Here is a 26,415-nt window from a genome sequence, read left to right on the forward strand (position 1 = left end):
TACGTTGACGAAGCATATTGTGGCAACGATATGCTTCGTTTTAATCGTTATGTTACTTGGTTAGTAAGCGCTGCACCGGTATTACCTTCATTAAGGTTTTCGATGGTTACTTGGGCTATTTGGGTAAGTGCTTCTTGTGTGAAGAACCCTTGGTGGCCAGTTATCAGTACGTTAGGGAAGCTAACAAGGCGAGTGAAAATATCATCTTGAATTATTTCGGCGCTACGGTCCTTGAAAAAGAGTTCTGACTCTTGTTCATACACATCGAGCCCTAAATAACCAATTTTTCGACCTTTTAGTGCCTCAATACAGGCCTTACTATCAATCAGTGCACCGCGGCTGGTATTAATTAACATCACGCCGTTTTTCATTTTGCTAAATGCTTGTGCATCCAACATGTGAAAGGTGGCGTCATTTAAAGGGCAGTGCAGGCTAATAACATCACTTTGCGCCAAAAGCATGTCGAGCGTCACCTTAGTATAACTTCCTTCGCCAATATTTGGGTCGTAAACCAATACATTTGCACCAAAGCCATTTAATATTGAGATCAGCGCTTGGCCTATTTTACCTGCCCCAATGATGCCAACGGTTTTATTATGTAAGTTAAACCCTAATAAGCCATTTAAATCAAAATTGTCTTCTCTGACACGGTTGTATGCTTTGTGCGTTTTACGGCTTAGCGTTAGCATCAGAGCAATACAATGTTCAGCTACGGCTTCTGGGCTATAGGCGGGCACTCTGACTACCTTTATATTCAGAGACTTCGCAGCGTTTATATCAACATTATTGAACCCTGCACATCTTAGCGCGATAAAGCGCACTCCTAAGGTCGCTAATTGACTTAGTATATGTTCACTCACATCATCATTTACAAACACACAGACGGCATCGAAACCCTCACACAGTGGCGCAGTGCGTTCTGATAAAGGTTCGCTGAAATACGTTAGGTTTAGACTTGGGTATGGTGATTGTGCAGCATCAAAAAATGGCTTTTCATAGCTTTGCGAACTGAATAGGGCGATCTTCATTATATAAATGGCTCTCTATAACCGGTTTTAGGGTGTCAGGTTTGGTGCGAGGGGCATATCTTGAGACGAGCTCGCCCTCTGAGTTTACTAAAAACTTAGTAAAGTTCCACTTAATTGCTCGGTTTTGTGCGATGCCTCGAGTGTTTGATTTTAAATAGTTAAATAATGGATGAGCATCGGGGCCATTCACTTGCACCTTACTGCATACTGGAAAGCTCAGGTCAAAATGACTATTGTAAAACTCTTTAAGCATGGCATTTTCTAAAGGCTCATTTCTCCCAAACTGGTTGCAGGGAAATGCTAAAATTTCAAGGCCTAGTGGCTTGTATTTTTTATAAATTTTCTCCAGTGCGCTAAGCTGGCCAGCAAAACTACATTTACTAGCAATATTTGTGATCAAAACTGGCTGACCTGCTAGTTTTTTTAGTGGCAGCGTTTCACCGTTTAGCAATTGAACGCTGTACCGATAAATTGTTTCCATTTTACGCATACTCCTTCACGGGCATGTTGTAAATTAGTGTTTTTAATATCTAATTCGTGTTTTAAATTTGCTATACGCCAATTAATTGGGGTATAAAATCTCCATTGTTAATACCATATCAGCGAAATAGGACAGAATTATGTCAATCAAAGTGGCATTTATCGGATTAGGAGTAATGGGTTATCCAATGGCAGGGCATTTAGCCCAAGCAGGATATGACGTAACGGTGTATAACCGAACAACACAAAAAGCACAAACGTGGGTTGAACAGCACGGAGGCAACTATGCAGAAACACCGAGACAAGCGGCAATCGGTGCGCAGTTTGTTTTTATGTGTGTAGGTAATGATGACGACCTTAGATCTGTTGTGTATGGCGATGAAGGCGTTATAGCGGGTATGGCCGCTGACACCATTTTAGTCGATCACACGACAACCTCAGCTAAAGTGGCACGTGAAGTTGCTGAGAATGCAAAAAAATCAGGTGTTCACTTTATTGATGCGCCAGTATCGGGTGGCCAAGCGGGTGCTTTTTGTTGATTGTAACTCGTTGTCAAAATACATAATGCTACCATTTATCCATTTGAATTATATAGTTTTGTTAACATATTCTCACGAGTTAGTTTTTATATTTATCGTTTGACAATTGTCAAAATAATCACCTTTTACAGCTATTCAAATTTATACGCTTTCCTTAAATGCAAACTAGTTAATACTGATTTTATTTCGAAGGTGTGTGTTAAGGTCTGAAATTAGCCAGCGTAGACCATTACTGCTATCTGCTAGCTCATATTCTTGATGATTTAATACCTTTCCCATTTCTTCAAATATTAGTTGTTTGTTACCTTTCTCAGATGTCACAAAAATATGTTTGAGATTTTTAGGGGTAATATCTATACCGAGTTTAACGCAGCATTTAATGTATTCACGATTTTTGTTAATCAAATCAAAATGCCCAAAACCTGGTCTATTGAGACTGTGACAAAAATTTCTATCATATATACTAACGTCAGCATCAAGTGCCCTGTATTTATTAACAAGAATGTTGAGTATTTCTTTTTTGCTGTCTTTAAAGGCTGGATTTGCCAAGATCCACCCTGCAAGTTTTGCTATGGCTGAAGAGAGTTTAAAACCCCTTACATGCAGCGGTGAAGCTCTATGTATTGCTATTGCACAAGCAAGAGCTTCTATATCACCTTCTTTCAAAAACTGTTTACAAGTAAATTGGTTAACCCCTTTTATTTCTGACATACCATCATCGTCACATTTTAAAGCAATTGCTTGAAGTGATGGCCTAAGAGTTTTAAAGAATCTAAGCCAGTGTAGTTGCCTCTCTTTGAGGGTTTGCTCTTTTTCTTTTATCTCTTCAGCGTTCAATTGACAATTTTGTATTTTTTGATCTTCTGTTTTGTCTAGATAAAGGGAATCATATGAAATAATCCCATCTTCAAAATCAGTTTTATGTGGAGATAATGCCTCCCAAAGAGAGCTATAGTATAAAGCTAACGAGTTTTCAGTATTCTCCATTTCACTTATTTGTTTAAGCGTACTTTCAGAAATTGTATGTACGCCGTTGAATAGGCGATAAAATTTTTGCTTTCGCTGTATTGTGTCGTCTTCTCTTGGGTCGTATGTCGTGGTTTCAAAAACTTTTTCAAATTGGTAAGCATTGCAAGGGATCTTTTGTTCATAACAAAGACTGCGGCATAACGTTTTTGTACGCATTATTTGTATTGGACATTTTTTAGGACGTCCCATTTTTTTAGGAATCCGTTCATTAGTCATATAACTAAGCCTCGATAAAAAATCATAAAAGCCAACCAACTATCTGTATTTATTAAATAAACATGAACAGTGTAGACCCTAAATTGTAGGATCGAAAGTCGTAAGCGATCCTCCTACACTTAACCAGAATCGCTAACTATGTTTTTAAACTGGCTTTCATACAAACTTTTTGAGAGAAAACTATGAGTGAAGATAATATTAATCCTTACATAGCTTCTGTTAGTGACGGGTTTACTCTTCGCCATCCCAACTTTGAATCTTTTTCTATTTGGGGGGAAACAGGCAAAGAGTTAGTTCAGGCATACAATGACTTATTTTCTAGATACAACGGTTCATCACCTTATAGCGTTGTACGTACGGTGTTACTGCAAATGCCTGATTTTGCTCAGCAGTCGTTTGTTGATTTTAAAAGCGAAAAATCAGTAACTGACTTTCTTTATGGTTTTCGAACACATATTTACACTACTTCAAACTTAAAAGCTTCTCTACCAACTAGAAATAATTATTGGATGGCATTTCGGCTGTTTATTGAATTTGCAATGCAAGAAAAAGTTATTGCTAAAGGGCTTATTCCCCCTGGAAATAGGAAGCTCAATAATCGAAATGTTACTAGAAAGAATCAATTAACAGAGAAATTAAATGGCGACAATCCTATTGATAATAAAACTGTTATAAACATTAGTTTGTCTCGAACAGAGGATGAGTATCTAGATGAATTAGAGCAAGAATTTCGCGCCGTAAAAAATGCATTCATGAGCGCGGCCTTGAAAGAAATAAATGATGTCAAAGAAAAGTATTTAAAAGGCAGAGAGTTAGCGAGTGAAGTAAATTGGTGTAATTTACGCAAAAAGCTAAATGATGCTGTATTAAGACGTAGACCATTTCGTGACAAAGATACCGACTACAAGTTACATTTGTTTAGCCACAACCACCCTAACTTTTTACCAAACTGCTTGTGTTATATTTTTAACAATCACGACGGTTTATTCCTTGGATATGAAAATTGCGGTTTAGGTTTGTCTCCGGATCTTGCTCTTAAATACTTATCAAAAAATGAGAATACAATCACAAGCACTGAATTGGATGGGTATCTTGGTCGAGTTACGTCTCGGATTCTTGTTCCATTTTTTGTTTACTTTCTTCTAAAATTCCCCAATTTCAGGATGTACTCTCTACTCAATGCAGAGATAGAAAGTGAGTCTGATTCAAGCACAACATTGACAAGTGTAGGCGAAGATAATGACGTATTGCGTTTTACAATTGATAAAGCACGAGCACACGAAGAGAAGTCAGGTTATTTAGATAAAGAAGCACAAGAAATACTAAATTTATTAATTGATTTGACAACCCCCTTTAGAAATAAATTGAAACACGATAAAAACCCCAAATATAAGAAATTATGGTTAGTCGTGAATGGCGGAGATAGCTTCGGTGTTCCCAGAGCAATGAATCACAAATCGCTCCGAAGAACATTTGGGCTGAATGCTCGACACATCGAAAGTGGCCGGTTAGCTAGAAATGATCTGGCTGTAGCTAAAAAATCGTTTCTTGCGTCTCACGAAGAGCTTAAAAACTACATAACAACTACAACAATTAAAAAGCTTCCGGTTATTCAAGGGATTATAACATGGTTTGATACGTTGGGGGATGCAGCAAAAGCAGCAAAGGTACTTGGAAATACAAAGAAAATGGCAATGGATAGCTATATTCCGAAACCCATTCAACATTTAATGAATGTGAGAATAATACGGAGATTTCAGAACTTAATTATTTGTGCTGCGACAGCAGGTAAAGATTATATGCTAGAGGCTGCTGACTTTAATAATACTGAAGAGTTAAACGCATTCTTAACGGATATGCTATTGGGTGAACCGGAAGGCGCCAAAGATGCTCAACATACTCTTACAATAAAGGAAATATTGAATCAAAAATTACGCACACATGGTAATGAAGCTGAACGGCTCGAAACTTCTCAAGAATTAGATGGGAAAACAAATCAAGTTAAAGTTTCAATATCTGTGGACTCTTTAGCTGCACTATTTCTTTATGAGGAGCATATTGATGCTAATGATATAAATTTGCCACCCTCCCAAGATACCAACTGTCCAACCTTTTGGCGTGATTTGGCAAAAACACTGCATAGATTGTTACCTGAACATCCTTCGAATCGGGAACTTAGCTATATATACCATCAATCGTTAATTAGGACTGATGAATTAAGGGATAAAGTTACTTTTCCTAAATTTAGTTAAAAATTGAAATAGAAGGGTGTTAACTATGTATGATGGTCAATTAGCGTTTTTAAATGAAGAACCACCAAATGATGATACTAAACCAGATGCATACTGGCTGGAAGACTATTATGCTGATGTTTGGGTTCTGAAAGCAGGTCAAGAAAAGATTGAATTAAGTTGGGATTTTGTACTACCTGATGGAAGTAAACTGGTAGACCTGAGTAATTCAATACTACTGGAAGCTTGTCGTCGCACATTATTCAACTTAAAGAATCCATACTACACCACTAGGGATGTGAGTTGTAAAAGAATTAAATATTATTACCACTCAATTGTTTGTGTCGCAGAGTGGGCAATTCTCAACAATGATTTATACAACACCAAAAAATATGGCTTTGCTAGACTTGATAGTGACGCTATTCGAGATTTAATTAGAATATTTGTTAATGACGGCAAAGATGGTTTGCAAGGACTAATTAAGCGAACACAAACGGGATTCGAAAAGTTGCTAGCCGACACTAGTACAATGGAGTATGTATCAAGAAAGTTGCATTCAATCCCCAAAAATATAATTCGGTCAGACTGGGTTAATCTTAATTTAATAACATTTTCTATAGATGAATCTAGCAAACTGAGAGCATGGTTATATCTAAACGGATTTTACCATAAAGTGTATACACGTTCATTTACTGATATTGACAATGATAGTGTTGCATATGTTTTAAATAAAAATTTCTTGAGCGCTTTCATTAAAACACGCAATATTCAAATCGGATGTAAAACTAGGCTATTTTTACGCCAGTTTGAAATGGCTGAAGATTTTGAAAAAGTAGATTTAGCTGGCAGGTATGAAACGATTGAGTATCTTCCTTCAGATTATTTAAGCCTCGAAGAAAAAGCCTTGATCCCAGCAACTTTAGGCTCCAGTAGACATATTACCGATTTGTTGGAAGTTTTTCGTGCTTTATCACCTTACGTTAAAGGGTTACCCGACCAAAAAGTTTTGACGTCGATCAACTTTACTAAACTAGCTATTCATTTTGGTGCTGGAGGAGATAAGCATCATCGGACCACACCACCTGAAATAGCGTTAAAGTTAATCGATTTAAGTATCGAGTACATTATCGAATACGGCGATGACATCATTGATACTTACCTCGACTGGAAAATTATTTGGCGAGAAATAGAAGATAAAAATAAAGGGATATGGAATAAGCCTAGAAGTGAGCTTAAAGAAGAATGTTTCAAAGAGTTGGTATTTCCGCAACGACTAAGAAAGTTAAACATCCACAAGGAAATATCAGTCTGGAGAAATGAAGTAGGTTTTATTCGAAATGAATTTGGAGGTCATCCTTGTGCTAGCATTAGCAGAACTAAAATGACGCTAAATGATTCAGTAAAACTTTTGTTTGCTTCAACATACTGCCTTATAGCATCTTTCTCTGCGAGAAGAAGAATGGAGCTAGCTGAACTAAAGTGTGGTTGTGTTAAAGGCTCCCATGGTTCGTATGAACTTGAGTTTTATTTGCGAAAATCAGAGTTTGAAGGTAAGCGGACAAAAATTAGGAGGCCAATTCCAAATATAGTTGCTAGAGCTATATTTTTATTAGAAAAATTACATAAAGGACTGAAACAGATTTATGGTAAATCAAATAAAGCTTATTTATTCTCAGTTCCTTATAACGCTCAGAATTATGACAATAATAAACCATCAAATAAGAGCATTGACCTGTTTGTTTTCCATTTTTGCGACTACATAAACCTAGACACTGTAGAAGTAAACAGAAGGTGGTATCCGAAATCTCATGAATTTCGTAGATTCTTTGCAATAGTCTTTTTCTGGCAGTTTAAGTTTGCAAATTTGGCTGCTATATCCTGGATGTTGGGCCACGTTGAAACTGAACACACATATGCATATATAAAGGAGATTATTGGAGGTAAAGAGTTAACCCGGGTCGAGGCTGTATATTCTGCCGAAGCTATGCTCAATTCTAATAGAGGTGCTGATAACGAAGGTTCTTTAAACATACTTCGAAATATAGCCATGCAGCACTTTCAATGTGAAGATATAGAAGTTATTGAAAAAAGCGATCTGGAACTTTACCTCGAAGAATTACTTGAAGAAGGAGTTTATAAAGTTAGACCTCATTCATTTATTACAGCTCAAAATGTAAAGCATAAAATGGTATTTGAAATTGCTTTGGAGGGAAAACTAAATGAGCAATGATAATTCTAAATTTACCAGCATCACTAATACATTCAACCTCCTAGAACGTATCATTTCAGACGTTAAAACGGCAAAAAACATCGATATTTCATTTTTTGAAGATCAAAAAAGGTTTGCTCATCTTGATTTACCACATGAGAGCATAGTGCCTATGAGTTTAAACTGCTGGAAGCATTATGCTGATGAGGTTTTACCAAATGGCTGGAAAAGCCTTGACACACTGAGAAAAAGAGCGTTACAAGCAATAATTAAAAAAAACAAACAAAAAGAGACATCACGAGGATCAAAAAAAGACCTTCAGCGAAAGCTAGACGAGTCTGATTACCTAGCTCAATCATATCTAAATGATATTCTCCGTTTTTCTGAACAATATAAACACCTCCTTGAGATTTGCCACATTCAAGCAAGAAATGATGCTGACTTCGCCGGTTTATTTTCTAGACATTTGAAACGATATGCGAACATCGATGTAACCCTGAGCGTTATCAATGGTAAAAAAACTAAAGATGAATAATAGGCAACTTTGGAAGAAAACAAGTAATGAATGCCAACTGGTAGATTTTAGTAACGAAAACGGTTCTACACTTGTTAACGCGCCAAATATTCCAGTTATGTTTTGGCCTGATGGAAGTGTGTGTTGGCCAATAACAATATGGCTTATGGAACGGGGAAAATCCTATTTAGCTAGGTCTAATTCAAAGGGAATAAGAAATTCAAATGGAGGAAGCTCGAATACACATGCTAGTTTAATTTCGCATTTTGTTAGATTTGTACATAATTATCACAGTAAAGATTTTACATCGTTGTACGATGATGACCTCAAGAGGTGGGCTAAAAATTTAAAAGAAGAAATCGACACTAAAAGGCCTAATTCAAAAAAAAGAAAAAATACCCAAATCGGCACTATCATGAGAAGTGCGTTAACGTTTTTGTTTTGGTATCAACGACACATGCTTTATCACAACAAACTTATTGGAGAGGATATTGGTAATCAAATCACTATTTCATATAACACTATAAAGACCAAAAGCAAAACGGGAAAAACCTCTCGTCAGAAATATATCCATCATAGACACATTCCGGACAACAACACTCCTAAAAAAATTTTCGCAATAGGTCATGAAAATATCACTAAGTTATATGATGCATTACGAGAAACAACGTTAAATATTCAGGTTAGAAAGAGAAATGAATGTATTTTAAAATTACTTGAGGCTACAGGAGGACGGCGTGTAGAAGTTGCTGAACTAACAATTGATGATATTGAATTGGCACTTACTACTGAGCGACTAATGCTGAGGACAGCGAAAAGCAACAATAATGAACGTGAAGTGCCTGTTGCGAAACAATGGATAGAACCAATTGCGCGATATATTAATACATTTAGGAAAAAGAAGGTAAAAGAACTAATTAAAAATGGTAAAATCAGTGCAGACCCTAGATCGTTGTTCATCAACTTAAACAACGGATCGAAATTGTATGAAACCTACATTTCTAAGTTAGTGTCAGATCTCAGAAGAGCAGCGAATATCAATGAAAAAACATGTGCTCATATGTTTCGTCACAGGTTTATCACTATTCAAGTTGCAACCCGTTTAAAAGACTTTAGAAAAGGTGATTTACCAATAGATGTTGCGAACTCTATATTGACCAAAGTAGCTTCTTTGTCAGGTCATTCCAACCCCGAAAGTTTAAGACCTTACATTGATTTAGCTTTTGCTGAATTAGACGCATGGGGTACTGCAGATAAGGTATTAGAAATGCGCTCTAAGCTTGAAGGAGCATATCGAGAAATACAAATTATTAAAGGCGAGCTAGAAATAGATAAACTTTCTAAACAACAACTATTTTATAAAATGACCCTGTAAATAATTCTGTGTAACTGCTCTTAGTTACAAGTATTCAGTTAGTCGGTCTTCAAACATAATCATAAAACGGTTTAGAGCTTGCTTCCAGTTATGAATAGGCATTGTCCACCTCTTGGAAGCATCCATTATCGCTAAGTACACCACCTTGCTAGCGGATTCATCTGTCGGGAACAGTTTACGTTTCTTGGTCGCTTTTCTGATCACACTGTTCAGAGATTCAATAGCATTTGTCGTGTAGATAGCTTTACGAATATCTTGAGGGTAGCTAAATAGAGTATTGAGATTATCCCAATGAGCCGTCCAGGAGCGGCTGATTTGAGGGTACTTTTCATCCCATTTATCACCAAAGTGCTCTAACGCCAACAGGGCTTCATCTTCCGTTGTTGCTTGATAGATTTCTTTTAAGTCAGCGGTAATTGCCTTGTAGTCTTTCCATGGGACGTATTTCATTGAGTTTCGCACCATGTGTACGATACAGAGCTGAATTTGAGTTTTTGGATAAACAGCGTTGATGGCATCAGGAAAGCCCTTCAGGCCATCTACACACGCGATGAGGATATCATTCACGCCTCGATTTTGAAGTTCGGTGAGCACGCTAAGCCAGAACTTCGCTCCTTCGGTTTCGGACATCCACATCCCAAGAAGTTCTTTCTGACCTTCCATATTTACGCCAAGTGCGAGATAAATGGCTTTGTTGATAACCTGTTTATTCTGGCGTACTTTCACGACGATGCAATCGAGATAAACGATGGGATAGACCGTATCAAGCGGGCGAGATTGCCACTCAACCACTTGTTCTAAAACAGCATCTGTAACTTTAGATATTAGACTGGCGGAGATATCCGCATCGTACATTTCTTTGAATGTTGCGACGATTTCACGGGTGGTCATTCCTTTGGCATATAGGCTTAAGATCTTGTCGTCCATCGATTGAAATCGGGTTTGATGTTTACGAACAAGCTTGGGTTCAAAGGACGCGTCACGGTCACGAGGGACTTCTAACTGGATCTCACCATCGTCTGTAATTAGGCGTTTAGATGAGTAGCCATTTCGACTGTTACTATCGTTAGTTGGTGAGTTTTTTTCGTAACCGAGGTGCTCATTAAGTTCAGCATTTAAGGCTGTCTCAACCGTCACCTTGGTTAACATTTTCCTAAAGTCATCAAGATCAGAAGGAGTCTTAATCGACTTAGCTGCTTCGCGAGCGAAGGCTTCTAGAGCTTTCTTATCCATATTGCTTATCCTCAGCCATTACTGGCTTAATTATAAGCAGATACACAATTTAAATTACAGGCTCTATAAAATTGACAGTCTTTTGGCGGAGCTTTTATCGGCAACTAGTTAGCTGTATTTGTATTAGCTCAGATGTACCAGATCAGACATGACCTGTCAGGTTTGCTTTTAGAGCCCATTGAAATTTATTAGTTTCATGGTGCCATTTTCTTGCGGTAATAACACCATCATTTCATATATTATTGATTCCTAGAAGATATATTCCATAGCCTTTCAGCTTCACTCTCACAAAAAGCAATATGGCTAATAATTTCAATAGCCGATGAATCTATGATACAAAGACTTACTTCTTCTTTTGTCTTACTTTCTACTACATTTGGGTAACTAATTGCCTTAATACCGTGTTTAATTAACACTTCAGCAAATTCTTTTCTTTCTTTAAGAAGGTCTGTTTTGCCATTAGCTTCTTTTTTTGCATTTATAAGTTTAACTCTGACTTCTTCGATATCTTTGGCTAACTCATCAGATATTTTATTTCGCCATCGTTCTTTAAGCATTTCTACTGCGAAACTTTTTGGGTTTGGAGACCCTACATCGATAAATTCAAATACTTCGTTTTCATTTATTTTTAACTTCACTTCAACTATATAGGGATCCCCGTTATGGCCATCTTTGTACTTTTTATTTGCACAAACCATTTTTGCAGATTCCACATCTCCAAAGTGCGATAAAGGCCAAAACTTCGTAATATTTTCAGTTCGAGTTCCGTGATACCACGATTCTTCTAAATCCATAATTTAATAGTTCCAAAATATTAATATTAGCTCGAGACCTATTACAGCTTATTAGTCAGACATTTCTTGGCACCCAACATATTAAGGTTGAAATGGCGATAAACCATAAGTTGAAATGGCGATAAACCATAAATAGGTGAACAAATAAGGCTTCAAAAATTATATTAAACCCAACACTAATCAAAATAATAAGAAATCACAACAGCATGAACTATTTATACCACCTAAAGACATTCGAGATATAAGAAGAATAATCGAAATCAGAGATTACGATATTGAAAACCCATAACTCATAAACTTGAACTGTATAAAACAGCTCTGAGCGATTGTAATAATGTCCTTTTCAATTAAAGACTTTGAAAAAAGCGTATTGGTTGGCGTGATATTGTGAAATCATTCACCATCATTATCAAATGAGTGAACTCCTGACTCACTCCATTACAATAACTGTGACAAGAATTCTTAATTATTGACGATATTAATTATTAATGTTCGGGCTAGTTATTGTAAATACCGTAAGCGTCAAGTGCATCAGCTAGCTCATTCATGATAAGTGAGTTATCAACTTCGTTATCCTCAGCTACAACTAGTTGCAAGGCATGATTTACGATATCAGCAACACTTTTGTCACTTAAAGTAACCTTTCTAGCTTCTGGCATAACAACCTCTGCGTTACCATTGAATTCTGCTACAGGGATAGTTATTTTCATTTTTTGTTCTCTTCTTATTGCGTTCTGAGTGGATTAAACGCGGATAGATATTTCTTTATTAAAGTTATTTTAGCAATCTAACACTTATACAATTTTTACTTCAATTATGAGGCGTTATTGAAACCATGAGTATCTAATGACGCACTCGAATTTTCATTAAAATGGATAGCTATCCTCTTTACAATGCAATTAACGGGATAATTATCCCTAATCAAAACAGCTACCTTAAAACTCAAACTTGAATGATTTTATTTTTAAGGGATAATTATCCATATTAGGGTGTAAATAACGGGATAATAATCCCTTGCGAGTTGAGTATGGCAAGTGTAGCTGGTCACAAAAAACTGTTTCCCAAACAAAAGAAGATCCTTACCACTTTTGGTGAAGACTTATTTCTCGCTATGAAACGAAGGGAATTTACTAAGTCATTGGTATCTGAGCGCACCGGACTAGATCCGAAGACAATAAATAAAGTATTCAACGGCGACCCAGGTGTAGCCATTGGCGCTTACTTAAAAGTGATGGCGGTATTTGGCATGGAAAGTAACTTTGCTGAGATGGCTGGTAATGATGAATTGGGAAGAAAGCTTCAGGACATGAAGCTACTGGTGAAAAAGCGATGAGCCTAGTTACCGCTGAAGTTTATGCTTCTTGGTTTCCAATAAAAGAGCCTACTTTAGCTGGCCACCTTTTATTTCAGGAAACATCACGAGGTGGCGTATTTAGCTTTGAATACGATAGAGATTTCTTAAAATCTCCATTTCGCATGCAGTTAGACCCATCACTGGCATTAACATCTGGCGAACACTATAACGACAGGAGCGCTAAGAACTTCAGCGTGTTTCTTGATTCTTGTCCAGACCGTTGGGGCGAGTTATTAATGAAACGACGAGCAGCGCTCGATTTTAAAAATGGCCACAGAGCGACCGCCAGAATGACAGCCATGGACTATTTACTTGGCGTTCATGACTCATACCGAATGGGTGGCTTACGATTCAAAACAGCACCAGAGGGTAATTTTTTAGATGATAATGCTGAGTATGCCGCATCGCCAATGGCCTCACTTAAACAACTAGAATACGCCTCAATGATGATCGAAAACGATGAAAACATTGATAGTGATGAGTATTACCGTTGGTTAAGTATGCTTATTGCACCTGGCTCTTCATTAGGTGGTGCTCGCCCTAAAGCGTGTGTGCACGATGACAACAATGATCTGTGGATAGCCAAGTTTCCAAATAGTAACGACATTACAGATGTTGGCGCTTGGGAAATGGTCTGTCACAAGTTAGCCCTTGGTGCTGGCATTGACATGTACCCATGTGATATTCAAAAGTTTAACTCCACTCATCATACGTTTATCACTAAACGATTCGACCGGGATAAAGGTCAGCGAATACATTTTTCATCAGCTATGACTCAACTTCAATACTATGATGGCAGAGACGAAACAGAAGATGCAAGCTATTTAGAGCTAGCAGAATTTTTAACAGTAAATGGCTCACAAACTCAAAAAGATTTAGCGCAACTATGGCGCCGTATTGTGTTTAATATAGCTGTATCTAATACAGATGACCATCTACGAAATCACGGCTTCTTACTGACAAAAAAAGGATGGGCACTTTCACCTGCTTATGATTTAACCCCGTCTATTGATATGACCGGCTTGCAACTTAACATTGACGACATATCAAACGAGCTCGATTATGACTTGGCATTTAGTGTCGCTGATTACTTTAACTTGAAAGAATCTGAAGCTAAGAAAATCTATGATGATGTGATGCTCTCAGTGAAAAATTGGGAAGTGATAGCATCTGGCATTGGTATTAGCAGGCAAGAGCAACTTGGAATGCAAAAAGCATTTAGAGTATAGAATAATCACAACCTTGGATTTTAGGCTTAAGCATTAATTGACCAGAAAATAGTCAAACACTCCCTTCGTACGCAACTATCTATATAAAAAAGGTAGATAGTTGCGCGTGAAGCGCTCTAGGTGAAACTATCTATAAATAAAATATTCTTAAGTATAGTGCCGTTTGGCGTTAATAAATAAATATAAGAGCTGAGCATGTTGGTATAGGATTCATGGTTTGGTTTTCGACGTTTTTGATTCAATTTATGGTTTGGTTTTCAACATGTAAGTTAGTTAAATGAAACTATCTTTAGATTTACTAGCGACCATAAACCAAATTTTCGATGTGCCGATAGGTGACTCGCATATTTTCTATGCTGCCTTCAAGCAGCAAGTCAACAGGCCTTCTTCCATTAAATTCGCTGTTATAGTTTTTTAGGAACATGAAGTTATCGACATTGACTTGATTGTTAAATATCAGTCGAATTAATTGGTAAATATTTAGAATGTAGCTCAGTCGTGTTTGTTGATCGCGTGAGAGACTAGCTTTCTCTGGTGTTTTTATATAGCGGCTAAGTGTGCTTCGAGGGATTGCCAATATGATGGACATTTGAGAGCGACTACATGACCATGACTCCATGATTTTAATAACCACCCTTAACGCGGTTGGCGTAGCTTTTGATAACTTTTCTTTGTTTGGCTCTTTCAAATTGCACCTCTCAAATTTCATGAGCTTGTTTAATAGCAGATATTATTTATTCACTACAATGAATATTGCAAAAGTGTCTTTAAGTAAAGCCCATAAGCATGATCTACTTCAGTTTGACTTAAAGGCATAACACTATCCTTGTTAGTCAGTTTTCTATTTGCTGGCATCAAATAGTTAATCTGGTCGATTGAATAACCAAATAAAGATAATAGGTTTGATTGAATAATCGTAATATCGGTTAACTCAAAGCAGTGTATTGCCAATTTTAGCCTGTTACTGAAATTTTGGTTTGACTCACATATTTTGTGTTTTAGATCACAAAATACTTTATTCAGAGCCATTGATTTAAAGCCGGAGTCAATGCAAAACTGCTCACCAGAAAATGTATGTTCAATATAGCTAGTACACGGCAGCTTATATATACCATCAGCATATTGGAAAAATACGTGTTGCTCTTTAGCCTCTAAGCTTTTCATTGAAAGCAGCACATCAATGGGAGCAAAAATATCACAAGTCATTTGCAAAATTGTGTTGAGTACTACAAAGCTATTACCCTCTATATCAGGATGTTGTGCTAACAAGTTGCTGTTACTTAAAATGAGCAACCATACTCGAACTTTTTCGCTTAATTCGTCTTCAGAAAAGGGTAAATGTACTGCCATTAGTTTTCATACTTACTTGATTTTGTATGACGCGACCGTACATGAAAACACGAATACCCTACAGAAGAATCGTTTGTCATCGATTAAATGTGATCGTTCATCGTAAGCTGGAATAATTTTATCGTTAACCTAATAGCTTTAGCTCGATATCAAGCGCTTCCTGTTTATACTTCCCGAAAATATTTACCATGCTCTCATAGGTGGCAGAAAGCAGATTATCTTTATCATCATCTAAAGCATTAGTTTTATAACTGTTAGGCAGTGTTACGAGCTCTAAACTAGTTTTATGGTGTGAACTTTGTTTTTTCTTATTCTCTAACTTCGAGCTTTTGATGGCTTTAAAATTGGCACTAATTTTTTCAAAGTGAACAACACCAGCCTCTACGGGAACGTCTTGAGAAATACGATATGCATACTCTATAAGCTTAGGTTCGGCTGGCATATATAGGATTGCTTCCTGATTTGGTTCATTGGTCATACGTAAAATACGCCCAAGAATTTGTCTGAAATGCATTTCCGTTTTTATATTGGTTAGGTGACAACAAACCTGCAAACGTGGGACATTCGTTCCCTCACTTATCATTCCAACTGAGATCACCCACTTAGAACAACTATATCGATAGCTATGAATTATTTTTGTTGGTTCATCTTCTAAGTAAGTAACTATCGTTGCTTTTTCATCAAAGTGTTCGAACAATAGTTTTGAAATTAGGTGAGCATGATCTACAGAAGAGGCAACAATAAGACCTCCCGCAGAAGGCGAGCTTTTTCGTAATAGGTTTAGCTTTTGATTGGCTTGCTCGATTAAATGTATAATTAACGTTTCGTTGTATATGATCTCTAGATAAGGAAATACTGATTGAGTCAATAGCTCTTTGAAACTATTAAACGACTTTTCCCCATCATGTTCTTGCAAAGATATATTGTCATTATCAATAGCTATTACCTTAGGAATACGACACACTTTATCTTTAATTGCGTCTGCTAGCCCATAAACGTAATCACATTGAACTTTATCTGTAATATCAGAGTATGTTGCAAGTGCAATCGGAGAAGCATCTGAACGCCAAGGAGTACCAGTTAGTGCAATGGTAAACTTAGCGCTTCTCTGAATGTTCAAAATGATCTGTTCACCCCAGGCATTTGCATTTTCAACACTCGAACCAGAACAATGATGAATCTCATCAAAGATCACGAACACGCGGTATTTTTTAAATATACTCCAAAAGTCACTATCGAGATATTGCATACTCTGGTAAGTCAAAGACTGACCTTTTGAGCCGATTAACCCATCGAACTTTTCGCCAATTACTTCTTCAAGTGCTTTGCTAAAATCAACGCATACAACAGAGGAAGGTGAGAAGCACATAACAAGGTCACATAATTTGTTCTCAAGCATCTGCTTTGCAAGTGCTGATGCCATGATAGTTTTACCTGCTCCGGGTGTTGCTAAAGCTAAAAAATGCTTTAAACCAGATTTATATTTTTGTAGAGCTAAACCAATACACTCAATCTGCCAATTTCTCAATTTCATGTTGTTTTTACTGCTTATTTAACGTTAAGTTTTCTATAGCTCTTATACTTCCAAGTAGCTTACTGTTTTGCTCCCTAATTAGATTGTATTTGGGCTGTAATGTTGTACATAGCTCAGGAAATTTGTTGCATAGTTGTTTGTACTCATCAGCTTCTCCAAGGCCAGACAACAGTTCATTTTTATAATGGGCAAGACGTTCAATAAGTTGTTTGTTGATAGCTTCATCTGCACCTGATGAATTGCCAGAATTTACAGTTTTGTATTCTTCTCTGAAATCTAACTCATTTGGATTAAAGTCCTCTGTTTTTACAAAAGTCGTGATAGCTTTCTTTTTAGATATAGACTTTCTAAGCCAACCTTTTTTCACCAGTTTTAATAGTTCTGTATACACAAAGCGACGCGCATAATTTGGATCTAAATTTGGGTCTCCTTTCATTGCTAAATAAGCAGTTCTTAACTCTACAGCAGTAAAGTGATTGACGTTATCTAGAGAAAGTATGTTGCCAACGATGTTGTCTATCTTCATCACAAAAATACCTAATTCAACCATAAAGATGCTTATAAGCATCAAAATGGTTATTTTAAGCGGTCGAGTGGGTTAAGGCAATATGGCATATTTGTTCATTTAATCTTAAGGCTATTAAATGAATGAAATTGCGGAAGTTTTAGGGAAAAAAATTAAGTTGCTTCGGATTGAAAAAGACTTCACTCAACTAGATCTGTCATTTAACGCCAGGATAAACAGAACTTATCTCGGAAAAATAGAGAGAGGAGAAGTTAATCTAACCATAGATAAACTTAATAATATTGCTAATGCGTTGGGTTGTAAGCCATCTGATATATTAGCTGCAGTTGATATGTAGGTAATAGTCTATGTGTTATTTTAATGATGTTATCAAAATGATTGCTTCTCATAACTAAATCATGTAACTTTATAATTAATAATCATAAAAATCACTTATGAATTACTAGATGGATTTAGAAAAACTAAATTATGCACAACGCGAGCGCCTTGCGTTTATTGATTTTTGCCTGCAATTTATAGGGCAAATAGCGCGTGCAGATCTGATCAATCACTTCAAAACAGGCCTTGCTTCATGTTCTCGAGACCTGACGCTATATAGAGAATTAGCGCCTAATAACCTTGAATTAAAACACGAAGACAAGCAGTACTATCGTAAAAACGAATTCCAGCCTCTATTTACCCATAATCCTGAAGCCGTTTTGAACAGCCTTTGCAGAGGTTTTGGCGATGGTTTATCGAATGGTTTACACCCTTCAAGTCATTGTTTTGATGCAACTCGTTTGATACACCCTGATTCAAATGTAATTGCGACTTTAATGCGTGCGATCAATAACAAAAAACCAGTCAGGTGCGATTATGTTTCTCTGTCGTCTGGTGAAAGCCGAAGAGAGATTGTTCCACACTCCATTGCGAACAACGGTCAACGTTGGCATGTAAGAGCTTTTGATCGTAAAACCGATGAGTTTCGTGATTTCGTTTGTACTCGATTACAAAACGTTTCAGAAATTCACCAGCCAGTAAGTGACAATCAACTCGCAGCAAATGACATCAGTTGGAATAACATTATCAATGTTGAGTTAAGAGTTCATCCTTCTGTTAAGCACAAAAAGGCAATAGAGCTAGATTACAACATGATTAATGGTGTATTGCGCTTAGAAGTAAGAGAAGCTCTGCTTGGCTACCTTATGCGTCAGTGGAACGTTGACTGTACAAAAAATGCATCTTTAGAGGGTGATGAATATCACCTTTGGCTAAGCCATATAAACGAATTAGAAAATGTGGCGAGTATGAAAATCTCGCCCGGGTACCAATAGAATTTTAAGAATTAACCAAAGCGAAAGAGTCGCTTTATTTTAGGAAAAACAATGGATCACAGCGCACATAACAAACTTATCTCTTTTATCTGGTCAATTGCTGACGACTGCTTGCGTGATGTATACGTACGTGGTAAATACCGTGACGTAATTTTACCTATGGTAGTATTACGCCGTTTAGATACCTTACTTGAGCCCACTAAAAAAGCGGTGCTTGATGAAGTTAAGTTTCAAGTTGAGGAAATGGAAGCAACAGAGCTTGATGATGCGCCGTTAATTGATGCCGCAGGTTATGTGTTTTACAACACCTCTAAATGGACATTAACCAGTATTAAAGAAACCGCAACTAATAACCGCCAAATTATTTTGGCGAATATTGAAGAATACCTAAACGGTTTCAGCGCCAACGTTAAAGAAATTATCGAATGCTTTAACCTAAAATCTCAATTTCAACATATGGCAGGTAAAGATGTACTACTTGATGTATTAGAAAAGTTTGTTTCACCAACTATAAACCTAACACCTGATGAAGTTGAAGATCCTGAAGGTAATAAACTGCCAGCCTTAAGTAATTTAGGTATGGGTTATGTGTTTGAAGAGTTGATCCGTAAATTTAATGAAGACAACAACGAAGAGGCCGGTGAACACTTTACCCCACGTGAAGTAATTGAGTTAATGACTCACCTTGTATTTGATCCTATCAAATCCGATTTACCACTAACACTTACTGTTTATGATCCTGCTTGTGGTAGTGGCGGTATGCTTACCGAAACGCAAAACTTTATTAATGAAAACTACCCAGTAGAAAACACCACCCGCGATATTAATTTATACGGTAAAGAAATCAACGACGAAACCTACGCTATTTGTAAGTCAGACATGATGATCAAAGGCAACGATCCTAAAAACATCAAAGTAGGCTCAACCCTTTCTACTGATGAGTTTGCCGGTCAACGCTTTGATTTTTGTTTATCAAACCCGCCGTACGGCAAAAGCTGGGCAAGTGAGCAAAAGCATATTAAAGAAGGCTCAGACGTTATCGACTCACGCTTTCAGGTCGTGTTAAAAGATTACTGGGGTAACTTACCAAAAGAAGGCTTTGTTGATGCCACGCCACGCTCATCAGACGGCCAATTACTGTTCTTAATGGAAATGGTTAGCAAGATGAAATCAATTGCTACCAGCCCGTTAGGCTCTCGTATTGCCTCTGTTCATAACGGCTCAAGTTTATTTACCGGTGATGCAGGCTCTGGCGAAAGTAACATTCGCCGCTACATTATCGAAAACGATATGCTCGATGCCATAGTACAGCTTCCTAATAACCTATTTTATAACACAGGTATCACGACCTATATTTGGTTACTGAATAATAGCAAACCAGACCAGCGCAAAGGCAAGGTACAACTGATTGACGCTAGCTTGTTGTTTAAAAAGCTGCGTAAAAACTTAGGGAATAAAAACTGTGAGTTTTCACCAGAGCATATTACTGAAATTACCCAAACCTATCTTGATGCAGCAAGTGTCGAACGCCAATTGACGCAAGAGAAAGGTCCAACAGGCATTGCAGCCAAAGTATTTAATAATGATGATTTTGGTTACTACAAAGTAAATATTGAACGCCCAGATAGACGCAGCGCTCAGTTTAAAGACGACCTTATTGCACCACTGCGTTTTGATAAAACCCTTCGTGAACCAATGGAGCACCTTTACGTTGAATATGGCGACAAGGTTTATCAAGCTGACTTTTTTACAGCTGACAATAAAGCGATGGAAAAGGACGTTATTGCTTGGTGTGAAGATAACGACATCAACTTAAACGCTAAAGCGAAAGCTAAGTTGCTCGCAACTGATACTTGGCTTAACGGTAAATTATTGGTCGAGCTTGCAAACAAACTTGCTGAAACCATTATCGCAGAGTACAACGACTACAACCTGTTTAAAGCTGATGTCGAAGCCCAATTCAAACAGATTTCAGCTGACGTGCTAGCAGACATTAAACCAAATAAACGCAAAGCTTTTTACATTACAGTGGTTAATGCTATGAGTTGGTACGACGAAAATGCTGAAAAAGTCATTAAGAAAGTGGTTAAATTCAAACAAGACAAACTAGATGAGTTATTACATCACTTAGGCTGTGAACAAGCTGGCTCTTTATCTGAGGTGATGGCTGACTTTGGTTATTACGCTATTGAAGATAAAAAACTAGAATTCACCACTTATGAATCAAATTCTGATTTACGTGATGCTGAATCTGTACCGCTAACTTACAACGAAGGTAATGATAGCGATAACTCTGAAATTCACCAATATTTCCTTGATGAAGTACAACCACATGTTTCTGAAGCGTGGATAAACCTAGATAGCACCAAAATTGGTTATGAAATTAGCTTCAATAAATACTTTTACCAACATAAGCCATTGCGAGCAATGGATGAAGTAGCAACCGATATTATCAACCTTGAGCAAAAAGCCGAAGGCTTAATTGCTGATATTCTTGGTGTTGATATTGCTAAAGTACATGGAGCGTAGTTATGGGTGAACTAACGACTATGCCTAAGTATGAGGCATATAAAAATTCTGGAGTAGAATGGTTAGGAATTGTGCCTAAACATTGGGATTTAACTCGAATTGCTACACGGTTTGAAGAAAGAAGAACAAAGGTTTCTGATAAAGATTTTCCTCCTTTATCAGTAACAAAAAATGGTGTTGTGCCTCAGTTATCTAATGCTGCGAAAAGTAATGACGGTGATAATCGAAAGCTAGTAAGAAATGGCGATTTTGTAATCAATAGTCGTTCAGATAGAAAAGGGTCTAGTGGCGTAGCTGATCGTGATGGTTCTGTTTCATTGATAAACATTGTAATGGAACCCAAAAATATAGTTCCTAAGTATTGTGAGTATTTATTAAAAAGTTACAACTTCATTGAAGAGTTTTACCGTATGGGGCACGGTATAGTCGCTGATTTATGGACTACTCGATATGATGAAATGAAAGCTGTGATCATCAGTATACCACCAATACCAGAACAAACAGCTATTGCCAACTTTCTCGATAAAAAAACAGCACAGATTGATGAAGCGATAGCCATCAAAGAAAAGCAAATTGAGCTGTTAAAAGAACGCAAGCAAATCATCATCCAACAAGCGGTTACTCAAGGCTTGAACCCTAAAGCTCTAATGAAAGATTCAGGCGTCGATTGGATTGGTGAAATACCTGAGCATTGGGAAGTAAAGAAGATTAAGTATCTCACTAAAATATTTAGAGGCAAGTTTACTCACCGACCTAGAAATGATCCTGCTATGTACGATGGTGAATATCCGTTCTTTCAAACTGGAGATGTTGCTCGTGCTGGAAAGTATTTATCAAAATATAGACAAACCCTTAATGAAAGAGGTTTACAAGTATCAACTTTAATTCCAAAAGGCACTGTTGTTATTACTATTGCGGCTAATATTGGAGATGTTTCAATATTAGATCTAGACGCCTGTTTTCCTGATAGCATCGTAGGTTTCAGCCCAAAAAAAGGAGTCGTTCGAGACTTTTTGTATTATGCACTTGGTAATATGAAGCAACAGTTTATGGATTCATCGATTAAAAATACTCAGATGAATTTAAATGTTGATCGCATAGGTAGCAACTCCTTGTGCCAACCACCATTCGAAGAACAAAACCAAATCGTTGAGTTAATTGAGAGCAAGTCAAAATCTATTGATGATGCAATAGGTCTTCAAAAGAAACAAATAGGAAAACTCAAAGAATACAAAACCACGCTAATTAACAGTGCGGTAACAGGCAAAATTAAAGTACCTAAAGTGGATTCAGAAATTAACTAACAAGGAAGTGGTATGTCGGTTGAAGTGGCAAGTTGTACCTTAGCGCAGTTATTCAGTAATGAAAGTATTGTTAGTGCTAATAATACTGAAATTCATGGCGAATTAGCTATACCTGAATATCAGCGCCCTTATCGTTGGGGTGAAGTGCAAATAAAAAAACTGTTAAGTGATTATCAGCTTTTTTTAACTGATCTAGCACAAAGTGACACTGCTTACGGTTATTACCTAGGCAGTGTTATTTTGCACCAGTCAGCTGAAAATGGTCAGTTAAATATTATTGATGGTCAGCAACGCTTAACCACTTTAGCATTGATTGCCTATGTACAATATTTAGCTAACACGCCTAATGGGCAAGTTGAGCTTAGCCCTTTTGAATTATCGCTTAGCTACGACTCACCAGAATCGCAACAACAAATCATCAAAAACCTGACTTGGTTACAGGAGTGGCTACAAAGCAATGCTAGCCATATAGTCACATTTGATGCTAATAAAATAAACTTAACGCTGGTTGTTACACGCTCAGAAGACGATGCCTATCGCTTTTTCGAAACCCAGAATACAGGTGGGGTAAGGCTAAGTGGCCCAGACATTATAAAAGCACATCACCTTAGAGCCATTGCACGACAAAGCCAAAATGAGTTTGCTGCTAAATGGGAAGCATTAGGCGATTTAAACCCAGTTGTTGGTTCATTAGTTAAAGGGCGCTACTGGCAAAAACTGTATAACCGTAATGTACCTTCTCATCGTCAACCGCATTTAGTAAGAAGTGCTGTAGTCAATGAGCTTGGAGAAACTACGGGCAAGGGTGATGACATAGCCTTTGGTCGGTTTGAGCGAGCATATTTACCTGATGGTGGTCAAATAGATAAACAAGCACAACAAGGTTATGAACTAAGACAGCCATTAAATAGTGGTATTAATACCATTCACTACTTAAGCTATTTTGAACAATTAAGAAGCAAATACTTAACCAGTCTAGTTAAAAACAATAAGGTCAAAAACAAAAAGATAACTGCAAAAACTTCCGTTCAAGCGTTAAATCAAGGAGAAAATACCCTTGTACGCTTTTCTCACTTTTATCAAAACCTGATCTGCGAACTTGACGGTTGTAGCTATGTAAAAGGGTTATACGATACTGCACTGCTTATTTACATTAGCCAATTTGGCGAACAGCAATTAGACATAGCTGCGAAGAAACTGTTTCGGGTTATCTACTCCCCAAGAGTAAGCAATCAAAAAGCGGTGAGAGAAAACTCTATATCAGCGTTTGTCCGTGATAACCCTGTACTTGACTGGATTGCAGCCAGTTATACACCAAACATGTGTTTCGATTACTTAGATCGTTTTAGCTTTAAAGCTGACCCCGCCAACTTAGCCGTTGATAAAAACAGTGTAAAAAAACGCTTTATAATTAACGTATTAAAGCATTTTGGAATAGAGGTAATTGAAGGTGGCTCAGCTCAAGCACTTGCTAACACTTATACCGCAGGGTTGGATGCTTATATCCTTCCTTTAGGCACTGAAACAGTAGCTGCGAATCAGATGAGCATGCGCAAAAATAATGGAGAGCAACATGGGTAATGTATTTACAGATGAAGCTAATGCAAAAGGATGTCAGGTGACACAACATCATGTTGAAACACAAGTGCTCACGTTAAATTACATTCAAAGCAATGAATATCAATTTAGTATTCCAAGTTATCAGCGTCCCTATGTTTGGCCAGATGAAGCTGTATTAAAGCTATTTAAAGATATAAATGATGCTCGTGTTGCAAAAGAGCCTAATTACTTTATTGGTACGGTGCTTACTTCAATAGAGCAAGATGAAGATGGTAATAGTATTTATGAGCTAATTGATGGGCAGCAACGCACCACTACGTTAATGCTTATTGCGCTTGCCTTTAAAATGGCAAAAGTTGATTCAGCTATTGCCGGTATTGCGGCTTTTAAAAAGCAACCGAGACTGCAATTTACTATTCGTGATCAAGTTCAACACTTATTAGGTAGTTTAGCTGGCTTAGATGATTATGTATTTCCAGGGCTAGAAGCCATTGGTGAAAACCCATATTTAAAACGCATATATGCAGCGTTACAAGTTTTAGAGCAACAAGTTAAAGCGCTTGAATATGAGGATCGTATTTTATTAGGTGATTATATTTTTAATCATGTGCAATGGGTGAATAATATTGTACCTCAGCAAATGGATTTAAATCGCTTATTTGCCACCATGAATACAGCCGGTATACAGCTAGAACAGGCTGATATTTTAAAATCAAAACTGCTTAAACAGGTTTCTACCGATAAGCCTTTATTCGATGCTATGTGGTTAGCATGTGAACACATGGAAAATTACTTTGAGCGCAATGTTCGTAAAGTGTTTCCTAACGCTCCGTGGAATGATATTAAATCAGAACATTTAGCTTGTTTTGATGAAGCGTTATTTGTGAAAAATTCAGGTAGTACTGCGCATAAGCAGGGCTTAACCATTTTGCAGTTAGCAGAGCAATTGAAAGCAAGTGCAGCGGACACAGATAAAAACATTGATGCTAGTACAAACACGGATCATGGCAACGAGCAGGATTCTGGTATCTACGATTTAGAAACCGAAACCGTTTATTGTCGCCCAATTATTAGTTTTCCATTATTACTTATCCACGCTTATCGCATCTATTTAGCTAACCGTGCTGTTGCGTTAGGCGATGGTACAGACGATGTTATTCCTCGAGTGCATGCTGACAAGTTACTAGAAACCTTTGAACCACTGACCAAGGCCAGTGAAGACGAAGTAAAAGAATTCATCAAAACCTTGTGGCAAGTACGTTATCAGTTTGACCGTTGGGTGGTTAAGTGGGTAGAGCGTGACGATAGTGATGATGAACAGTTACGTTTAACGTACCTGACAAGAAGTGAATCAAGTGGAAAACAGTACATTAACCGTACTCAAAAAGAGTTAAACGAATTAGTGATGCTGCAAAGTGTGCGTAACTTTACTGGTGAACGCAGTGCTCAGTATTGGATCACGCCTTTCATCGCAGGCTTGATGAAAGATAATATAACTGAAGATTCACAAGCTATAGCCTTGCTTGAGAAAATTGATAACGATTTATCATTGGCTGGTGAGTCGGAAACTCAAAAAACAGCTAGCTTCAAACAAGCAAAACAACAGCAACCTGAAGTAAATTCTTGGCAAGCAAACGTTGATTATTTTGCCCAAGCGAGAGGTACTAGTTTTGAACATTATTGGTTTCAAAAACTAGAATATATATTATGGAAACAAGAGCCAGATAGGCAGCTAGAGCAGTTTAAAAAATACCGTATAACGGCTAAGAACTCTGTTGAGCACGTATATCCTCAGCATGAAGAGCATCAAAACATGTTGGAACGAGACTTCTTAGATGCATTTGGTAATTTAGTTTTATTAAGTCCAGGTGAAAACTCGTCATACAGCAATCAAGCGGTTAAGAAGAAGTTGGTTGATTTTGAAGCTAAGCCACAATATGACTCTTTAAAATTAAAAGCCATGTTCAAATTATTAAAAGAACAAAACGATTGGCAAGAAACACAAATAAGACAGCATCAAAAAGAGATGTTAAGTGCTTTAGCAGCGCATTATGGTGACAAGGAGTAA

22 protein-coding genes and 1 pseudogene are annotated in these 26,415 nt (G+C 37.3%); 13 read left to right on the forward strand and 10 right to left on the reverse strand.

Annotated features, from left to right (window positions below):
* Positions 1 to 47: 47 nt before the first annotated feature.
* Both PCIT_RS10425 and PCIT_RS10430 read right to left on the reverse strand, forming a co-directional pair.
* On the reverse strand, positions 48 to 1,028 hold the full coding sequence (locus PCIT_RS10425; RefSeq protein ID WP_010367518.1) for a 2-hydroxyacid dehydrogenase: 981 nt from the start codon (positions 1,026 to 1,028) through the stop codon (positions 48 to 50).
* Positions 994 to 1,509 carry a glutathione peroxidase gene (locus PCIT_RS10430; RefSeq protein ID WP_010367516.1) on the reverse strand — a complete coding sequence of 172 codons (516 nt, stop codon included), beginning with the start codon at positions 1,507 to 1,509 and terminating at the stop codon, positions 994 to 996. Before PCIT_RS10430 ends, PCIT_RS10425 begins: the two co-directional genes overlap by 35 nt.
* A 139-nt stretch (positions 1,510 to 1,648) precedes the next feature.
* Between PCIT_RS10430 and PCIT_RS10435 the strand changes: the two are divergent.
* Positions 1,649 to 2,038, forward strand: a pseudogene (locus PCIT_RS10435) (NAD(P)-dependent oxidoreductase); the annotation flags it as partial.
* 174 nt (positions 2,039 to 2,212) lie between these two features.
* Here PCIT_RS10435 and PCIT_RS10440 read toward each other — a convergent pair.
* The gene (locus tag PCIT_RS10440; protein ID WP_010367513.1) at positions 2,213 to 3,292 is read right to left on the reverse strand and encodes a hypothetical protein; all 1,080 of its coding nucleotides are present in this window, start codon (positions 3,290 to 3,292) and stop codon (positions 2,213 to 2,215) included.
* Between the two features lie 182 nt (positions 3,293 to 3,474).
* Between PCIT_RS10440 and PCIT_RS10445 the strand changes: the two genes are divergently transcribed.
* From PCIT_RS10445 to PCIT_RS10460, 4 genes are read left to right on the forward strand one after another with little or no spacing between them, the layout of a single operon-like run.
* Entirely contained in the window at positions 3,475 to 5,544 is a 2,070-nt protein-coding gene (locus PCIT_RS10445) for a hypothetical protein (protein ID WP_010367511.1), read from the forward strand.
* 25 nt (positions 5,545 to 5,569) lie between these two features.
* A complete protein-coding gene (locus PCIT_RS10450) occupies positions 5,570 to 7,753 on the forward strand; it encodes a hypothetical protein (RefSeq protein ID WP_010367509.1) in 2,184 nt (727 codons plus the stop codon).
* Entirely contained in the window at positions 7,743 to 8,267 is a 525-nt protein-coding gene (locus tag PCIT_RS10455; RefSeq protein ID WP_010367507.1) for a hypothetical protein, read from the forward strand. Before PCIT_RS10450 ends, PCIT_RS10455 begins: the two co-directional genes overlap by 11 nt.
* Entirely contained in the window at positions 8,242 to 9,621 is a 1,380-nt protein-coding gene (locus PCIT_RS10460) for a tyrosine-type recombinase/integrase (protein ID WP_010367505.1), read from the forward strand. Before PCIT_RS10455 ends, PCIT_RS10460 begins: the two co-directional genes overlap by 26 nt.
* Before the next feature lie 24 nt (positions 9,622 to 9,645).
* Here PCIT_RS10460 and PCIT_RS10465 read toward each other — a convergent pair whose 3' ends face one another.
* The 3 genes from PCIT_RS10465 to PCIT_RS10475 form a co-directional block, all read right to left on the reverse strand.
* Entirely contained in the window at positions 9,646 to 10,854 is a 1,209-nt protein-coding gene (locus PCIT_RS10465) for an IS256 family transposase (protein WP_192992771.1), read from the reverse strand.
* A gap of 239 nt (positions 10,855 to 11,093) precedes the next feature.
* On the reverse strand, positions 11,094 to 11,648 hold the full coding sequence (locus PCIT_RS10470; RefSeq protein ID WP_010363059.1) for a hypothetical protein: 555 nt from the start codon (positions 11,646 to 11,648) through the stop codon (positions 11,094 to 11,096).
* 497 nt (positions 11,649 to 12,145) lie between these two features.
* The gene (locus PCIT_RS10475; protein WP_010363058.1) at positions 12,146 to 12,358 is read right to left on the reverse strand and encodes a hypothetical protein; all 213 of its coding nucleotides are present in this window, start codon (positions 12,356 to 12,358) and stop codon (positions 12,146 to 12,148) included.
* 317 nt (positions 12,359 to 12,675) lie between these two features.
* Between PCIT_RS10475 and PCIT_RS10480 the strand changes: the two genes are divergently transcribed.
* Entirely contained in the window at positions 12,676 to 12,981 is a 306-nt protein-coding gene (locus PCIT_RS10480; RefSeq protein WP_010363057.1) for a hypothetical protein, read from the forward strand.
* Positions 12,978 to 14,231 carry a type II toxin-antitoxin system HipA family toxin gene (locus tag PCIT_RS10485; RefSeq protein ID WP_010363056.1) on the forward strand — a complete coding sequence of 418 codons (1,254 nt, stop codon included), beginning with the start codon at positions 12,978 to 12,980 and terminating at the stop codon, positions 14,229 to 14,231. The genes PCIT_RS10480 and PCIT_RS10485 overlap by 4 nt, the downstream gene beginning before the upstream one ends.
* A 298-nt stretch (positions 14,232 to 14,529) precedes the next feature.
* Here the strand turns inward: PCIT_RS10485 and PCIT_RS10490 are convergent, their stop codons facing one another.
* The 4 genes from PCIT_RS10490 to PCIT_RS10505 all read right to left on the reverse strand — a co-directional run bounded on the left by PCIT_RS10490 (position 14,530) and on the right by PCIT_RS10505 (position 17,665).
* Positions 14,530 to 14,919: an antitoxin Xre-like helix-turn-helix domain-containing protein gene (locus tag PCIT_RS10490; protein ID WP_010363055.1), complete on the reverse strand. Its 390-nt coding sequence runs from the start codon at positions 14,917 to 14,919 to the stop codon at positions 14,530 to 14,532.
* Positions 14,920 to 14,972: 53 nt separating this feature from the next.
* The gene (locus PCIT_RS10495; RefSeq protein WP_010363054.1) at positions 14,973 to 15,581 is read right to left on the reverse strand and encodes a hypothetical protein; all 609 of its coding nucleotides are present in this window, start codon (positions 15,579 to 15,581) and stop codon (positions 14,973 to 14,975) included.
* 124 nt (positions 15,582 to 15,705) lie between these two features.
* Positions 15,706 to 17,115 carry a DEAD/DEAH box helicase gene (locus tag PCIT_RS10500; RefSeq protein WP_010363052.1) on the reverse strand — a complete coding sequence of 470 codons (1,410 nt, stop codon included), beginning with the start codon at positions 17,113 to 17,115 and terminating at the stop codon, positions 15,706 to 15,708.
* Between the two features lie 7 nt (positions 17,116 to 17,122).
* The gene (locus tag PCIT_RS10505; protein ID WP_010363049.1) at positions 17,123 to 17,665 is read right to left on the reverse strand and encodes a hypothetical protein; all 543 of its coding nucleotides are present in this window, start codon (positions 17,663 to 17,665) and stop codon (positions 17,123 to 17,125) included.
* 94 nt (positions 17,666 to 17,759) lie between these two features.
* On the opposite strand from PCIT_RS10505, the gene PCIT_RS10510 reads away from it, so the two are divergent.
* The 6 genes from PCIT_RS10510 to PCIT_RS10535 all read left to right on the forward strand — a co-directional run bounded on the left by PCIT_RS10510 (position 17,760) and on the right by PCIT_RS10535 (position 26,415).
* Positions 17,760 to 17,978: a helix-turn-helix domain-containing protein gene (locus tag PCIT_RS10510; protein WP_010363046.1), complete on the forward strand. Its 219-nt coding sequence runs from the start codon at positions 17,760 to 17,762 to the stop codon at positions 17,976 to 17,978.
* Positions 17,979 to 18,087: 109 nt separating this feature from the next.
* Complete coding sequence (locus tag PCIT_RS10515) at positions 18,088 to 18,954, forward strand: WYL domain-containing protein (RefSeq protein WP_010363044.1); 867 nt, start codon at positions 18,088 to 18,090, stop codon at positions 18,952 to 18,954.
* 51 nt (positions 18,955 to 19,005) lie between these two features.
* Positions 19,006 to 21,483, forward strand: coding sequence for a type I restriction-modification system subunit M (locus PCIT_RS10520; protein ID WP_010363043.1), 2,478 nt, complete (start codon positions 19,006 to 19,008; stop codon positions 21,481 to 21,483).
* A gap of 2 nt (positions 21,484 to 21,485) precedes the next feature.
* Positions 21,486 to 22,787, forward strand: coding sequence for a restriction endonuclease subunit S (locus PCIT_RS10525; RefSeq protein ID WP_010363041.1), 1,302 nt, complete (start codon positions 21,486 to 21,488; stop codon positions 22,785 to 22,787).
* Positions 22,788 to 22,799: 12 nt separating this feature from the next.
* Complete coding sequence (locus PCIT_RS10530; RefSeq protein ID WP_010363039.1) at positions 22,800 to 24,368, forward strand: DUF262 domain-containing protein; 1,569 nt, start codon at positions 22,800 to 22,802, stop codon at positions 24,366 to 24,368.
* Complete coding sequence (locus PCIT_RS10535) at positions 24,361 to 26,415, forward strand: DUF262 domain-containing protein (protein ID WP_010363037.1); 2,055 nt, start codon at positions 24,361 to 24,363, stop codon at positions 26,413 to 26,415. The genes PCIT_RS10530 and PCIT_RS10535 overlap by 8 nt, the downstream gene beginning before the upstream one ends.

It is taken from the genome of Pseudoalteromonas citrea (assembly GCF_000238375.3).
GTDB classification, from domain to species: domain Bacteria; phylum Pseudomonadota; class Gammaproteobacteria; order Enterobacterales; family Alteromonadaceae; genus Pseudoalteromonas; species Pseudoalteromonas citrea.